The organism is Sphingomonas sp. CV7422 (assembly GCF_027945725.1).
GTDB lineage: Bacteria > Pseudomonadota > Alphaproteobacteria > Sphingomonadales > Sphingomonadaceae > Sphingomonas > Sphingomonas kyungheensis.
Genome location: NZ_CP115900.1, coordinates 3,052,446 through 3,067,271 on the forward strand (window position 1 = coordinate 3,052,446; position 14,826 = coordinate 3,067,271).

The window sequence follows — 14,826 nt, forward strand, 5'->3', positions numbered from 1 at the left end:
ATGCCCTACTGGGCGGATACGGTGACCGCGACGTCGAGTTCCTCCTCGCCCTCGCCGAGCCGCGATCCCGCCACCGGTGCCGCGCCCGCCGCATCGAGCGCCGCGGCGACGCGGACGCTCTCCTCCTGCGGCGAGCGGCCGGTGAAGGGATCGAAGCCGACCCAGCCGAGCCCTTCGACGAAGGCCTCCGCCCAGCCGTGCGGGGTCGGCCGCGTCGCGCCCTCGACGATGCTGTAGCCGGTGACGTAGCGCGCCGGCACGCCGAGCGACCGCGCCGCCACCGCGAAGATCTGCGCAAGATCGCGCGACGTCGCGGTCGGTCGGTCGAAGGCCGCCGCGGCGCTCAGCCCCGGCTCCGGCCGCGCGCGGTCGGCGGTGAAGCGCGCGTGGATCGCGCAGTTGAGCCCGTGCAGCATGCCGACGACGCCATCCGCCGCGGCGGTGATTTCGGCGGCGAAGGCGGCGATCGCCGGATCGCGCGGCGTCGCCTCGGTCGCGCGCAGAAAGACGGCGGGCGGCAGCGCTTCTGACACGCCGCGCACCACGCCGTCGGAATGGCTGGTCAGCACCTCGCCGCGCACCGCGATCTCGATGTCGGCGATCGGCCCCTCGGCGTAGAGCATCGTGATCGCATTGCCGAAACCGTCGCGCCCGCGCCGCATCTTGACGTCGCAATCGACGTCGATCCGCCAGCGCGCCACCGTCTGGTCGTGGCTGTTCTCGGGCGTCATGCGCAGCATCTGCACCAGCCGGCTCTGCGGCTCGCTGAAGCGGTAGACGGTACGGTGATCGATCGACAGGCGCATCAGCCGAACCGGAACTGGCGGCCGATCGCTTCGTGCAGCTGGCCGTTCTCGCGGATGAAGGCTTGCAGATATTGGTGCAGGCCGCTGGCGATGACCTCGCCCGAGCGGGTCTTGCCGAGCCGCGTCGCGCGCATCCGCGCCATCCGGTCGGCCTCGCCATGGCTGCCGGTGCGTTCGGCGAGCAGGCCGAGCAGCTCGACCGTCGTGTCCGCCGAGGCCATCAGGCTGCGCGGCAGGTCGCGGCTGGCGATCAGCAGGTCGATGACGTTGGCGGGGACCAGCCCGTCCGAATAGAGCCAGCGATAGGCGGTCACCGCCGACACCGTCTGCAGGATCGTCGTCCATTGATCGCGATCGACGACGCCGCCGACCGTCTCGCCGGCGGGGAGCAGGATATGATATTTGACGTCGAGCAGCCGCGCGGTGTTGTCGGCGCGCTCCACGGCTTGCCCCAGCCGGATGAACCAATGCGCCTGATTGCGCAGCATCTGGTGCACCGCGCCCTCGAAACCGCGCGTCTCGTTCTTCACCGCCTCGACCAGGCTGAGCGTCGCCTGCGTCTCGCCGATCTGGCGGCGGTTCTCGAACACCAGCCAGGCGCGGTTGATCGCGGTCCACGCCTCGCGGCTCAACGCAGTGCGCACCGCCTTGGCGTTGGTGCGCGCGCGGTCGAGGCAGCGGATCACCGAGCCGCCGTGCCGCGTGTCGAGCGCGAGGAAGCGCACCACGTCGGTCTGCGTCAACTCGCCGCCGAACGCCGCAAAGTCCGCCTCGGTATCGGTCACCGCCAGCGCCGACGACCAGGCGACCTCGCCCGCGGGGCGCGACGACATCACGTCGAGCCGCACCGTCGCCTCGATCAGCCGCGCGTAGAAATCCGCGCGCTCGATATAGCGGCCGAGCCAGTAGAGCGACGACGCGGTGCGCGAGAGCATCATGCGCCGCCTCCCTGCCGCTGCGTCATCCCGCCCATCGTCTGGGTCTGCGACTGCCCCGCAGGCTCCGCCATCAGCACGAAACTGTCCTTGGTGCCGCCGCCCTGGCTCGAATTGACGACCAGCGATCCTTGCTTGAGAGCCACCCGCGTCAGCCCGCCGGGCACCACCTGCACGCCGTTCGATCCGGTCAGCACGAACGGGCGGAAGTCGACGTGGCGCGGGCTGAGCCCGCTGTCGGCGAGCGTCGGTACGGTCGACAGCGCCAGCGTCGGCTGCGCGATATAGCGATGCGGCTCGGCGATCAGCGCGGCGCGGAAGGCGTCGATCTCGGCGCGGCTCGCGGTCGGGCCGACCAGCATGCCGTAGCCGCCCGATCCGTCGACCAGCTTGACCACCAGCTCGTCGAGATGGTCGAGCACGTAGCGCAGCGCCTGCGGCTCGCGGCAGCGCCACGTCTCGACATTGGGCAGCTTCGCCTCGCCGCCCGAATAGAAGCGGACGATCTCGGGCATATAGCTGTAGATCGCCTTGTCGTCGGCGATGCCGTTGCCGGGCGCGTTGATGATCGCGACATTGCCCGCGGCATAAGCGGCGATCAGCCCCGGCACGCCGAGCATCGAATCGGCGCGGAAGACGAGCGGGTCGAGATAATCGTCGTCGACCCGGCGATAGATGACGTCGACGCGCACCCGCCCGGCGATCGTGCGCATCCAGACGTAATCGTCGTCGACGACGAGATCGGCCGCCTCGACCAGCTCGATCCCCATCGAATCGGCGAGGAAGCTGTGTTCGTAATAAGCGGAATTGTAATGACCCGGCGTCAGCACGACGCAGACCGGCCCCGCCGACCCGCCGCGCCCGCCCGGCGGTGCCACCGATTTCATCGTCGCGAGCAGCCGGTCGGGATAGCTGTCGACCGGCTCGACGCGGTATTCGCGGAACAGCTCGGGGCACAGCCGCACCATCGCCTCGCGGTTTTCGAGCATATAGCTGACGCCCGACGGCGTGCGCGCATTGTCCTCGAGCACGAAGAATTCGTCGGGGCCGGTGCGCACCAGGTCGATGCCGCAGATATGCGCCCAGATGCCGTGCGGCGGGCGCATCCCGGCGATCTCCGGGCGGAACTGCGGATTGCCGAGGATCAGGTCGGGCGGCAGCACGCCTTCGGCCAGGATGCGGCGCTCGCCGTAGATATCGTCGAGGAAGGCGTTGATCGCCTCGACGCGCTGCACCAGCCCTTCGGACAGCCGTGCCCATTCGTCGGCGAGGAAGACGCGCGGGACGATATCGAACGGGATGATCCGCTCGCGGGTATCGCTGTCGCCATAAACGGCGAAGGTGATGCCGAGCTGGCGGAAGGTCGTTTCCGCCGCCTCCTGACGGCGGCGCAGTTCGTCGTCCGGGGTCTGGTCGAGCCAGCGACCGAGCGCGGCGAGCGCGGGACGCGGCGGCGCCTCGCCGGACATCCCCATGATCTCATCGAACGCCGGTCGTTTCCCCATCGGAACGGTAAAGCCCTCCTCCGCCTGCCGGTTCCATGCTGCGGGCAATCGCTGCGTCGCACAAGAGGCTTACGACGGAAGTAACCGCCTAAATCCGCTCCGTTCCGAGACCGATGGCGATCACCGCAGGGCGGTCAGCATGCCCGGCGTCAGCACCTGCGGCAGGACGCGTGGCTCCGCCGCCCCCGGTGCGTAATAGAGGTAGAGCGGCACCCCGGCGCGATTGTGCGCCTGGATGAAGCGGCCGAGCGCGGGATCGCCGTCGGTCCAGTCGCCGACCAGCACCGCGACCTTGTGCTTTGCGAAAGCGGCGCGCGTCGCCGCGGTGTCGATCGACGAGGCTTCGTTGACCTTGCACGACAGGCACCAGTCGGCGGTGAAATAAGCGAACACCGGCCGCCCCTGTCGGCGCAGCGCGGCGAGTCGCGCCTCGCTGAACGCATCGCCGCCGACCGCGGCGGGCTTGGCCGCGCCGCCGGTCAGCGCCGCGGCGAGGCCGGCGGGGAGCAGCAAGGCGGCGAGCGCCAGCGCCCAGCCGAAGCCGGCACCGCGCCGCTGCCGTGCGCCGCCGAGCGACAGGACGAGGCCGGTGACCACCATCGTCGCGATGCCGATCGCCAGTCCCATCGTCCCCGCCTGCCGCCACGCCAGCCACAGCAGCGCCAGCACGGTCAGCGCCATCGGCACCGCGAGGATGCGGCGGAACCGCTCCATCCACAGCCCCGGCCGCGGCAGCCGCCGCCGCAGCGCCGGCACGAAGCCGATCGCGAGGAAGGGCAGCGCCAGCCCGATCCCCAGCCCGGCGAACACCGCCAGCGCCGCCGGCCACGGCAGCACCAGCGCTGCGCCGAGCGCCGCGCCCATGAACGGCCCGCTGCACGGCGTCGCGACGAAGGCGGCGAGCGCTCCCGTCGCCACCGATCCCGCCGCGCCGCCATGGCTGGCGAATTGCGGCACCGGGATCTCGAACCGCCCGGCGAGGTTGAGCGTGATCGCGAAGGTCAACGCGATCAGCAGCACGACGATGCGCGGGTCCTGCAACTGGAACGCCCAGCCGACCACCGAACCGCCGGCGCGCAAAGCCAGGATCAGCCCGCCGAGCGCAACGCACATCAGCACCGTACCCAGCAGATAGCCGAGCGCATCGATCCGCGCCGCGCGCTCGTCCTCGCCGCCGCGGGCGAGATGCAGCGCCTTGAGGCTGAGGATCGGGAAGACGCAGGGCATGACGTTGAGGATCAGCCCGCCGAGCACCGCCCCGGCGAAGGCGAGCAGCGCCGCCGCCCAGCCGCTGCGATCGCTCGCCTGCGCCACCGTCCCCGCCGTCGCATGGATGCTGAGGCCGAGATCGGGTCCGATGCGCAGCACGCCCGTGATCGGCCCCTTGGGCGCGCCCTTGGTGGCGATCAGCAGCCGGTCGCCGTCGCGCGTCACCGTCTGCGGCGCGGCATAGGTGATCATGTCCGGCCCGAACGGGAAGAAGGCGGCCTTGTCCACCTTCGCCGCCGCCGGCAGCGGTACGGCGATAACGAGCGCGCCGTCCTTGACCTGATAGGTCCCCGCCGCGTCGAGCGGCTTGGGGATGGCGGCGCGCCAGCGGTCGAAGTCCGCGCCATGCGCGGGCGCCCCGTCGCCGACGACGAGGTCGAGGCCGAGCGTCTGCTGCTCGGGCACGCAGATCGCATTGGTGCAGACGAGATAGTTGATCGCAAGCTTGATCGGCAGCGGCGTGCCCTTCGCAAGACCCGCCGGCACGCGCAGGCTGACCAGCGGCGCATAGGGCGCTTCATAGACGTAGTTCATCAGCCCGGCGACGAGCAACGTCGTCGGCACCGGCCATTGCACCTCGCCGCCGAGGCTGGCGCCCTTGGGCAGCGTCCAGTCGAACGCCGGGGCGAAGCCGGCATCGCCGGGATTGCGCCAATAGCCGTGCCAGCCCGGCGCCGGCCGCGTGTCGATCGCCAGCGTCACGCTCTGCCCGGCACGCGGCGCGTCGCTGTCGGCGACGAGTCGCATCGCCAGATGTTTCGGCCCGTCCGCCGGCGCGAGATCGGCATGCGCCGCCCCCGTCCAGAACAGCGCCAGCGTCATCAACACGCAACACAGCGCGCGCATCACTTTCACGGCGGCATACCGCCCGACCTGAGTTGCCCGATTCATCGCCGACCGCCATAGCGGCGCCGGCCCCGCAAAACGAGTGTTCCCGATGAAAGCGCTGATCGCCGCCGCCCTGCTTGCTTCTTCCGGCTTCGCGGCCACCGCCGCCGCCCAGTCCGTGCCCCCGGCAGCGACGCCCGCGCCCGTCGCCACCGCCGCAGCGCCGACCACGCCGCCACGGCTGATCGTCGCGATCTCGGTCGATCAATTCTCCGCCGATCTGTTCCAGCAATATCGCAACCATTTCACCGGCGGCTTTGCGCGGCTGCTGACCGGCGCGGTCTTCCCCTCGGGCTATCAGAGCCATGCCGCGACCGAGACCTGCCCGGGCCATTCGACCATTCTCACCGGCATGCGCCCGGCGCACACCGGCATCGTCGCCAACAACTGGATCGACCAGTCGGTCGCGCGCGCCGACAAGACGGTCTATTGCAGCGAGGACGAGACCGTCCCCGGCACCGACCACAACAATTACGTCGTCAGCGACAAGCACCTCAAGGTGCCGACGCTGGGCGAGATGATGAAGGCGGCGCGCCCGGCGACGCGCGTCGTCTCGGTCGCCGGCAAGGACCGCGCCGCGGTGATGATGGGCGGCCACAAGGTCGACGAACTCTGGTGGTGGGACGGCAAGACCTACAGCAGTTACGCCGGCCGCGCGGTGCCGCGCGCGGTGCAGCGCGGGCGCGACGCGGTCGCCGCGATGGTCGCCAAGCCGCAGCCGGCGCTGCCGCTGCCCGGATTCTGCCAGCCGCTCGACCGGCCGATCACCGTCGCCGGCACCGTCTACGGCCAGGGCCGGTTCGAACGCGCCGCGGGCGACCTCAAGGCGTTCCGCGCCTCGCCCGCCAGCGACGCGGCGGTGTTCGCGATCGCCGCCGGGCTGATCCAGGACATGAAGCTCGGCCGGGGCGAAACCACCGACATCATCGACATCGGCGCCTCGGCGACCGACTATATCGGCCATTCGCTGGGCACGCAGGGCACCGAAATGTGCATCCAGATGGATCAGCTCGACCAGACGCTCGCCAGCTTCTTCCAGACGCTCGACGGCTGGGGCCTCGATTACGAGGTGGTGCTGACCGCCGACCATGGCGCGCACGACATGACCGAGCGGCAGCAGCAGCATGCGATGCCGATGGAGAGCCACGTCTCCGGCGACGCGACGATCAAGGCGGTCGATGCCGCGGTCTCGGCGGCGCTCGGGCTCAAGGGGCCGGTGCTGGTCGGGGCGGAGGGCGACGTCTATCTCGCCAAGGGCCTGTCGCCGGCGAATCGCGCCCGCGTGCTGGCGGAAGCGCAGAAGCGCTTCGCCGCGCAGCCGCAGGTCGCCGCCGCCTTTACCCGCGCGCAGATCGCGGCGCAGCCGTTCGCGACGACCCCGCCCGAAACCTGGACTTTGCTCGAACGCGCCCGCGCCTCGTTCAACCCCGCCGTGTCGGGCGACCTGCTCGTCCTGCTCAAACCGCGCGTGACGACGATCGAGACGCCCGGCCCGGGCTATGTCGAGACGCACGGCAGCCCGTGGGATTACGATCGCCGCGTGCCGATCCTGTTCTGGCGCAAGGGCATGGCCGGCTTCGAACAGCCGCTGTCGGTCGAGACGGTCGACATCGCGCCGACGCTGGCGGCGACGATCGGCCTGCCGGTGCACGGCCTCGACGGCCGCTGCCTCGATCTCGATCCGGGCGCGGGCGACACCTGCGCGCGGTAAGGGCGGCAAGCCAACGCGGGGGTAGCCAGCCCCCGCGCTTCCCCCCGCCGCCACACCGATGCTAACGCACCCGTCCCCGCCGGCATCGGAACCCTTATGATAGCCATATCCGCGCTGCTCATTGCCGCCGCCTCGCCGATCGTGAGCAGCGCGTTCATCGATCCCGCGCCGCCGTACCCGCAGGCGCATGCCTCGACGCTCGCCGAGCTGCCCGACGGGACGATCGCCGCCGCCTGGTTCGGCGGCAGCGGCGAGAGCCGGCCGGACGTCACCATCTGGTTCGCCCGCCACGACCGCTCCGGCTGGAGCAAGCCGGTCAGCGTCGCCGACGGGCGCAGCGCCGATGGCCAACGCTACCCGACGTGGAACCCGGTGCTGTTCGCACCCCACGGCCAGCCGCTCCACCTGTTCTACAAGGTCGGGCCGAATCCACGCGCCTGGTGGGGCATGGAGATCGTGTCACGCGACGGCGGCCGCCACTGGAGCGCACCGCACCGCCTGCCCGACGGCGTGCTCGGTCCGATCAAGAACAAGCCGGTGGTGACGCCGGAGGGCGCCTGGCTCGCCCCGTCGAGTCGCGAGGAGGGCACGCCCGAGCACAATCGCTGGTTCCTGCGCATGGAACGCTCGACCGACGCGGGTGCGAGCTGGCAGGTCGGGCCGCCGATCGCCTCGCCGATGGGGATCGAGGCGATCCAGCCGAGCGTGCTCGTCTATCCCGATCGCCGGCTCGAGCTCGTCGCGCGCACCCGACAGGGGGCGCTGGCGATGAGCTGGTCGCGTGACGACGGGCGCAGCTGGTCGCCGCTCGCCGCGATCGACCTGCCCAATCCCAATGCCGGCACCGATGCGGTGACGCTCGCCGACGGGCGGCAGCTGATCGTCTACAATCACAGCGCGCACTGGCCCGACCGGCCCGGCGACGGCCCGCGCTATCCGCTCGCCGTCGCGCTGTCCGACGACGGCGTGCGCTGGCAGCCGGTGCTGACGCTGGAAAGCAAGCCGCGGCCCGACGGCTATGCCTATCCCGCGGTGATCCAGAGCCGCGACGGGCTGATCCATATCAGCTATACGTGGAACCGCACGCACATCCGCTATGTGGTGCTCGATCCGCGGCGGCTGCGCGTCGCGCCGGGACCGTCGGCCCGCGTCGCTCGTTGACCGATCATGGCCAGGCACCATCCCCACCAGCCGAACGCCCAGCGCGCGGCGTTCACCCTGCGCTTCGGCGAACGCAGCCGGGTGCGCGCCGAGCTGACGATGACGCCGGCCGGGCTGCTCTCGGTCGGCGCGCTCGTCTCGTCGATCCTGCTGTCGACCGCGGTGATCGTCCGCACCGCCCGCCGACCGGCGGGAGTTCCGCCCGCGCTGCCCGACGAGGGCGAGACGATAGAGCGCCTCCGCTGATTCAATACATCGCCGTCAGGCGGTTACGAGCTCGACGAAGCGACCGCCGCGCTCAGCGCGTCTCGAACATCCGGATCCCCGCCCCCAGCCGGTTCGCGCCGACCGCCAGCCGCTCGTGGCTCAAGTCGGCGACGAAGGCCGGGTTGCCCGGCGCCCCCGGGGCGAGGCGCGCGTCATTGTCCTCGATGCGCAAGCCCGCCGACGGATAGGTCCGGGCTTCCGCCGCCACCACGATCAGCCCGCTGCTATTCTCCTTGCCGCGCCCCTGGACGAAGCTGTTGCGCGCGATCAGCCCGCGTGCGCCATCGGGCAGGTCGATCATATAGTTCGTCTTGCGCCCGGCGGTGTCGTCGAAGCTGTTGTCGGTGATCGTCACGTTGGGGACGCGCAGCTTGACGTAATGGCCGCCGGTGCCGCGCTCGAAACGCGAACGGGTGATCGTCACCTGCCCGCGATTGGCGAGGTAGATGGCGTGCGCGCAATTGGGTGCCTCGTCGCACTGGCCGAGCCCGGCGAAGGTCGAATGATCGATGGTGATCCGCTGCCCGGTCGGCTCGCCGCCGAGGATGCCCTCCTGACTGTCGAGGAACATCGCATTGCTGACGGTGAGGTCGCCCATCTCGGTCCGGATGCCCGCGCCATTGCCATCGGCGACGCGATAGCCGCGGAACACCAATCCGTCGACGCGCGAGCCCTGCCCGCGAAGCACCAGCGCCGCCTTGTCCTCGCACGTCTGCTTCTCGAAGATCGCGGTGCCCGGCGTCACCGCCTGATAGGTGATCCGCCCGCCCTGCTGCACCGCGCATTGCCGATAGACGCCGGGCGCGATCCGGATCGTCGCGGTGCCCATCCGCACCGACGAGACCGCCGCCTGCAGATCGTCGAACCCCTCGCCCGTCTCGGCGATGGTGAACGGCTTGCCGCTTTGCGCGAAGGCGGGAGCGGCGAGCAGGGCGAGCGCGAGCAGCAGACGGGTCATGCCGCGCACCTTATCGCCTCTCGCGCCGCGCCGCCGCAGCGATCCGCACGCGCGGCGTCCCGGATTGATGCAAGGATGCGCCGGCGGGCGCTGTCGCCGAGGGCGCTTCGCGTGTCTGGCAGGCGCCAAGGCCGGTTGGCGGAACCGATGCGTAAAAGGCTGAAGCTGATACTTATCTAGTATTCCCGCGCAGGCGGGAATCCAGTGGCCAAGCAGAGCGACGGCTGGCGTGGGAAGAAGCACTGGCTCCCGTTTGCGCGAGACCTCTGCGAAACCCCCGTCGTCATGCCGGACGTGTTCCGGAATTCACTGTTCCGTAAGAGCGAAGGCGTTGTTTACGCGGCACGGTGGACCCCGGAACACGTCCGGGGTGACGACGCATTTTGGGCGAGGCCAGGACTGTTGCAGAGGTCTTACTTCCGCGGGAGCACTGGCGGGACCTGTGCTAGACACCCGCAATGACAAGCGCGCAACGGCCAAGACGGACCGAGGCTAGCCATCATGCCGACGCGTGACGCGCCCCTCCGGGACGATACGGCCAGATCGCCAAAGAGGCGTCCGGCCGACACCCGCATCAACCAACCGATGATTGCGCTCCCAGCACCGCCTCGGCTAACCCCTTGAGCAAGGGAGACGGCGGCCGGGGGGCCGCACGGGGGGGATTCGATGCACGCCATGTCGCCGACGGAGATCTTTCTCCTCGCCATCCTGATCATCTTCACGCTGCCGTGGCTGGTCTGGCGCGTCGGGCGGACCGATTATTGGGCGCCGCTGGTCGTCGTGCAGATCATCGGCGGCATCCTGCTCGGACCGGGGGTGGTCGGCGCGATCTTCCCCGATTATTATGCCTTCGTCTTCGCGCCGGCGACGATGGGCGCGCTCAACGGCATCGCCTGGTGGTCGGTGATGCTGTTCGTCTGGGTGGCGGGGCTCGAACTCGACATCGGCGAGGCGTGGCGGCGGCGTGGCGAGACCGGGATCACTGCCGGCCTCGCGCTCGGCGTGCCGTTGCTCGCGGGCAGCGCCGCGGCGCTGCTGATGCTGCGCTATCCCGGCTGGCGCGGGCCGCTCGGCGCGGAATGGCAGGTGGTGCTCGGCATCGGCATGGCCTGCGCGGTCACCGCGCTGCCGATCCTCGTCCTGTTCATGGAGAAGCTCGACATCCTGCGCGCGCCGTTCGGCCAGCGCGTGCTGCGCTATGCCAGCCTCGACGATATCGCGATCTGGGGCGTGCTCGCGCTGATCCTGCTCGACTGGGAGCGGGTCGGCCGGCAGGTGGGGTTCCTGATCGGGTTTGCGGTGGCGACTTGGGCGATCCGCCGCCTGCTGCGCGCGCTCGGCGAGAATGATCGCTGGTATGTCGGGCTGATCTGGCTGGCGCTGTGCGGCTTTGCGGCGGACTGGGCGGGGCTGCACTTCATGGTCGGCGCATTCCTGGCCGGCGCCGTGCTCGACGCGCATTGGTTCGGCGAGGCGCGGATGGACCGCTTCCGGCAGACGATCCTGCTCGCGGTGATGCCGGTCTATTTCCTGTCGACCGGCCTGAAGACGCAATGGGGCGTCGGCGGCGCTTCGGTGTTCGCGGTGGCGGCGCTGCTGCTCGCCGCCTCGGTCGGCGGCAAGCTCGCCGGCATCCATCTTGCCGGCCGCATCCTCAAATGGCCCAAGGGCGATGCGCGCGCGATCGGCTGGCTGTTGCAGACCAAGGCGCTGATCATGATCATCTTCGTCAACATCCTGCTCGACAAGCAGATCATCACGCATGAGACGTTCACCGCATTGCTGCTGATGGCGGTGGCGAGCACGATGATGACGATCCCCGTCGTCGCGCCGATGCTGAAACGCGACGCCTCGCTGCGCCGTCGCGGGTCCTGACCGCGGCGGGGCCGGACCGATCGGGGTCATGACATGGCTCGCCGAATGGGCGGCGGAGGCGGCGCTGAGCGTCTGGACCGAGGTCGTCCGCTTCACCTACCGCCATCTGGGCTGGGCCGGCGGCATATTGGCGACCCTCCTGCCGCCCGCCTTGGTGGGAATGGCCTTGTGGCTGCTTCTGCGCTGAGCATGCGCCCGCTCAGCGGGACGGACGGCATGACGCGACCGGTCGATCTGTCCGAATTGGCACGATCGGCCGCTCAATGGCGGTTTTCACCGACCGGCGGCACAAGCGACCAATTGGCTGGCCGAAATAGCGTGGCTTTTCCAATCCCCTGTGTCTGGCACGACTAATGCACCAGCCCCGATGTCGCTGCACCCGCAGCCGCATCAGCAAGGGGTCATCATGTTCGTCGCCATCCGTATCACCGCCGCGCTCGCCGCCACGACCATCGCCGCCGCCGGCCCGGCGCTCGCGGCCAGGAAGCCGCCGGTCGTCATCGTACCGGCGCGGGTCATCGCCGATCCCGCCGCCAAGATCTGCATGCCGCGCACCACCAGCCCGCTGCTCGCCAAGGACAAGACGCTGCCGGACACGCTGTGCCGCACCGTCGCCGGCTGGGCGGACTATGGCGTGACGATCCGCGCGAAATGATCCGCCGCCCCGGTCCCTCCCTTGCATGGGGAAGGATCGGGACGAATCGGCTCAATCCAGATTGGGCCGCAGCCAGCGTTCCGCCTGCGCCACCTCGACGCCGCGCCGCGCGGCATAGTCCGCCACCTGATCCTGGCCGATCCGCGCGACGCCGAAATATTCCGCCTGGGCGTGGCCGAAGTAGAAGCCGCTGACCGCCGCGGTCGGCAGCATCGCGAAACTGTCGGTCAGCTCCAGTCCGACGTTCGCCTCCGCGTCGAGCATGTCGAACAGCGTCCGCTTGAGGCTATGCTCCGGACAGGCGGGATAGCCGGGCGCGGGGCGGATGCCGCGATATTGTTCGCGGACCAGCGCCTCGTTGGTCAGCTGCTCGTCGGGGGCATAGCCCCACAGCTCACGGCGGACGTGCGCGTGCAACGCCTCGGCGAAGGCCTCGGCAAGGCGATCCGCCAGCGCCTTCAGCAGGATGTCGTTGTAATCGTCATTATCCGCCTTGAAGCGGGCGATATGCGCGTCGATGCCGTGGATGCCGACCGCGAAGCCGCCGATCCAGTCGCCCGCCGGATCGACGAAATCGGCAAGGCAGAGATTGGCGCGCCCCTCGCGCTTGGCGATCTGCTGGCGCAGGAAGGGCAGCCGCACCGTCGCTTCGCCGCTGCGGTCGAGATTGGGGATGTGGAAGCCCTCGGGGATGCTCGCGCCATCGGGGCTGCGGTGCGATTCGCGATGCTCGGTATAGACCCACACATCGTCGTCATGGCGGTGGCAGGCCCACAGGCCGGCGACGCCGCGCGCGGTCAGCCATTTCTCGGCGACGATCCGGTCGAGCATCGCCTGTGCATCCTCGTACAGCGCGCTCGCGCTCGCGCCGACCACCGTATCGGTAAGGATCGCGGGGAAGTTGCCGGCGAGTTCCCAGGCGCGGAAGAACGGCGTCCAGTCGATATACTGGCGCAGGTCGGCGAGATCCCAGTCGTCGAAGACATGCACGCCCGGCCGCGCCACCGGCGTCGCCTTGAGCGCCATGTCGGCGACGAAGCCGCGCGCCCGCGCCTCGGCGAGCGGCAGCAGGTCGTTCTGCCCCTTGTTGGCGCGCGCGATCCGCACCTTCTCGTAATCCTCGGCGACGCTCGCGACATAGGCGTCGCGCTGCGTGTCGGAGACGAGCGTGGTGGCGACGCCGACCGCGCGGCTGGCGTCGAGCACATGGACGATCGGCCCGTCATAGGCGGGCGAGATGCGCAGCGCGGTATGGACCTTGGAGGTCGTCGCGCCGCCGATCAGCAGCGGCATCGTCATGCCGGCGCGCTTCATCTCCTCCGCCACCGTCACCATCTCGTCGAGCGACGGGGTGATCAGGCCCGACAGGCCGATCATGTCGGCGTCATTCTCGTTCGCCGCCGCGATGATCTTCGACCAGGGCACCATCACGCCGAGATCGACGACGTCGAAGCCGTTGCACTGGAGCACGACGCCGACGATGTTCTTGCCGATATCGTGCACGTCGCCCTTGACCGTCGCCATGACGATCTTGCCCTTGCCCTTGGCGCCGGGTTCCTTGGCGGCCTCGATGAAGGGGAGCAGGTGCGCGACCGCCTTCTTCATCACGCGCGCGCTCTTCACCACCTGCGGCAGGAACATCTTGCCCGATCCGAACAGGTCGCCGACGACGTTCATCCCGTCCATCAGCGGCCCCTCGATCACCTCGATCGGGCGGGCGAATTGCTGGCGGCATTCCTCGGTATCGTCGACGACATGCGCGTCGATCCCCTTGACCAGGGCATATTCGAGCCGCTTGGTGACCGGCAGGCCGCGCCATTCGGCCGCCGCCTTTTCCGCCACCGCATCGGTGCCGCGGTATTTCTCGGCGAGCGCGACGAGCCGGTCACCCGCCTCGACATCGCGGTTGAGGATGACGTCCTCGCAGGCGGTGCGCAATTCGGGATCGATCGTGTCATAGACGTCGAGCTGGCCGGCGTTGACGATCGCCATGTCCATGCCCGCGGGGATGGCGTGGTAGAGGAACACCGAATGCATCGCGCGGCGCACCGGCTCGTTGCCGCGGAAGCTGAACGACAGGTTGGACAGGCCGCCGGAGATATGGACGTGCGGGCAGCGCGCCTTGATCTCGCGGCACGCCTCGATGAAGTCGACCGCGTAATTGTTATGCTCCTCGATCCCTGTCGCCACCGCGAAGACGTTGGGGTCGAAGATGATATCCTCGGGCGGGAAGCCGATGCCCATCAGCAGGTCATAGGCGCGCGCGCAGATCTCGACCTTGCGCGCCTGGGTGTCGGCCTGGCCGACCTCGTCGAACGCCATGACGACCACCGCCGCGCCATAGGCCATGCACAGCCTCGCATGATGGAGGAACGCCTCCTCGCCCTCCTTCATGCTGATCGAATTGACGATCGGCTTGCCCGAGACGCATTTGAGCCCGGCCTCGATCACGCTCCATTTCGAGCTGTCGATCATGATCGGCACGCGCGCGATATCGGGCTCGGCGGCGATCAGCTTGAGGAAGGTGGTCATCGCGTGATGCGCGTCGAGCAGGCCTTCGTCCATGTTGACGTCGACGACCTGCGCGCCGTTCTCGACCTGCTGGCGCGCGACCTCGACCGCGCGCGTATAGTCGCCCGCCATGATCATCTTCTTGAACGCCGCCGATCCGGTGACGTTGGTGCGCTCGCCGATATTGACGAACTGGGCGGAGGACGTGGTGGTCATCATCATTCCTATTCCTCCCCGGCACGGAGAGGGGGACCGCTCGGCGTAGCCGAGGGGTGGAGGGGGCTC

Annotated in this window: 12 protein-coding genes; 6 read left to right on the forward strand and 6 right to left on the reverse strand. The window is 69.5% G+C overall.

Annotation, left to right across the window (positions count from 1 at the left end):
* Nucleotides 1-5 precede the first annotated feature (5 nt).
* From PBN85_RS14455 to PBN85_RS14470, 4 genes are all read right to left on the reverse strand, one after another.
* The gene (locus tag PBN85_RS14455; RefSeq protein ID WP_271299440.1) at nucleotides 6-806 is read right to left on the reverse strand and encodes a transglutaminase family protein; all 801 of its coding nucleotides are present in this window, start codon (nucleotides 804-806) and stop codon (nucleotides 6-8) included.
* The gene (locus PBN85_RS14460; RefSeq protein WP_037533922.1) at nucleotides 806-1,741 is read right to left on the reverse strand and encodes an alpha-E domain-containing protein; all 936 of its coding nucleotides are present in this window, start codon (nucleotides 1,739-1,741) and stop codon (nucleotides 806-808) included. Before PBN85_RS14460 ends, PBN85_RS14455 begins: the two co-directional genes overlap by 1 nt.
* The gene (locus PBN85_RS14465; RefSeq protein WP_271299441.1) at nucleotides 1,741-3,246 is read right to left on the reverse strand and encodes a circularly permuted type 2 ATP-grasp protein; all 1,506 of its coding nucleotides are present in this window, start codon (nucleotides 3,244-3,246) and stop codon (nucleotides 1,741-1,743) included. The genes PBN85_RS14460 and PBN85_RS14465 overlap by 1 nt, the downstream gene beginning before the upstream one ends.
* Nucleotides 3,247-3,366: 120 nt before the next feature.
* Nucleotides 3,367-5,361 (reverse strand): protein-disulfide reductase DsbD family protein, encoded by a 1,995-nt coding sequence (locus PBN85_RS14470; protein ID WP_271299442.1) that lies wholly within the window; start codon nucleotides 5,359-5,361, stop codon nucleotides 3,367-3,369.
* 91 nt (nucleotides 5,362-5,452) lie between these two features.
* Here PBN85_RS14470 and PBN85_RS14475 point away from each other — a divergent pair, with 91 nt between their 5' ends.
* The 3 genes from PBN85_RS14475 (at nucleotide 5,453) to PBN85_RS14485 (ending at nucleotide 8,521) form a co-directional block, all read left to right on the forward strand.
* Nucleotides 5,453-7,114 carry an alkaline phosphatase family protein gene (locus PBN85_RS14475; RefSeq protein WP_271299443.1) on the forward strand — a complete coding sequence of 554 codons (1,662 nt, stop codon included), beginning with the start codon at nucleotides 5,453-5,455 and terminating at the stop codon, nucleotides 7,112-7,114.
* A gap of 96 nt (nucleotides 7,115-7,210) precedes the next feature.
* Nucleotides 7,211-8,275, forward strand: a complete 1,065-nt coding sequence (locus PBN85_RS14480) for a sialidase family protein (protein WP_271299444.1) — start codon at nucleotides 7,211-7,213, stop codon at nucleotides 8,273-8,275.
* Nucleotides 8,276-8,281: 6 nt separating this feature from the next.
* Entirely contained in the window at nucleotides 8,282-8,521 is a 240-nt protein-coding gene (locus PBN85_RS14485; RefSeq protein ID WP_271299445.1) for a hypothetical protein, read from the forward strand.
* Nucleotides 8,522-8,573: 52 nt separating this feature from the next.
* Here the strand turns inward: PBN85_RS14485 and PBN85_RS14490 are convergent, their stop codons facing one another.
* A complete protein-coding gene (locus PBN85_RS14490) occupies nucleotides 8,574-9,500 on the reverse strand; it encodes a right-handed parallel beta-helix repeat-containing protein (protein WP_037533880.1) in 927 nt (308 codons plus the stop codon).
* Nucleotides 9,501-10,166: 666 nt separating this feature from the next.
* Between PBN85_RS14490 and PBN85_RS14495 the strand changes: the two genes are divergently transcribed.
* From PBN85_RS14495 to PBN85_RS14505, 3 genes are all read left to right on the forward strand, one after another.
* Nucleotides 10,167-11,375: a cation:proton antiporter gene (locus tag PBN85_RS14495; protein WP_271299446.1), complete on the forward strand. Its 1,209-nt coding sequence runs from the start codon at nucleotides 10,167-10,169 to the stop codon at nucleotides 11,373-11,375.
* 28 nt (nucleotides 11,376-11,403) lie between these two features.
* The gene (locus PBN85_RS14500) at nucleotides 11,404-11,562 is read left to right on the forward strand and encodes a hypothetical protein (protein WP_153810794.1); all 159 of its coding nucleotides are present in this window, start codon (nucleotides 11,404-11,406) and stop codon (nucleotides 11,560-11,562) included.
* Between the two features lie 219 nt (nucleotides 11,563-11,781).
* A complete protein-coding gene (locus PBN85_RS14505) occupies nucleotides 11,782-12,030 on the forward strand; it encodes a hypothetical protein (protein WP_271299447.1) in 249 nt (82 codons plus the stop codon).
* 51 nt (nucleotides 12,031-12,081) lie between these two features.
* Here the strand turns inward: PBN85_RS14505 and metH are convergent, their stop codons facing one another.
* Complete coding sequence (gene metH / locus PBN85_RS14510) at nucleotides 12,082-14,760, reverse strand: methionine synthase (protein ID WP_271299448.1); 2,679 nt, start codon at nucleotides 14,758-14,760, stop codon at nucleotides 12,082-12,084.
* Between the last annotated feature and the right edge of the window lie 66 nt (nucleotides 14,761-14,826).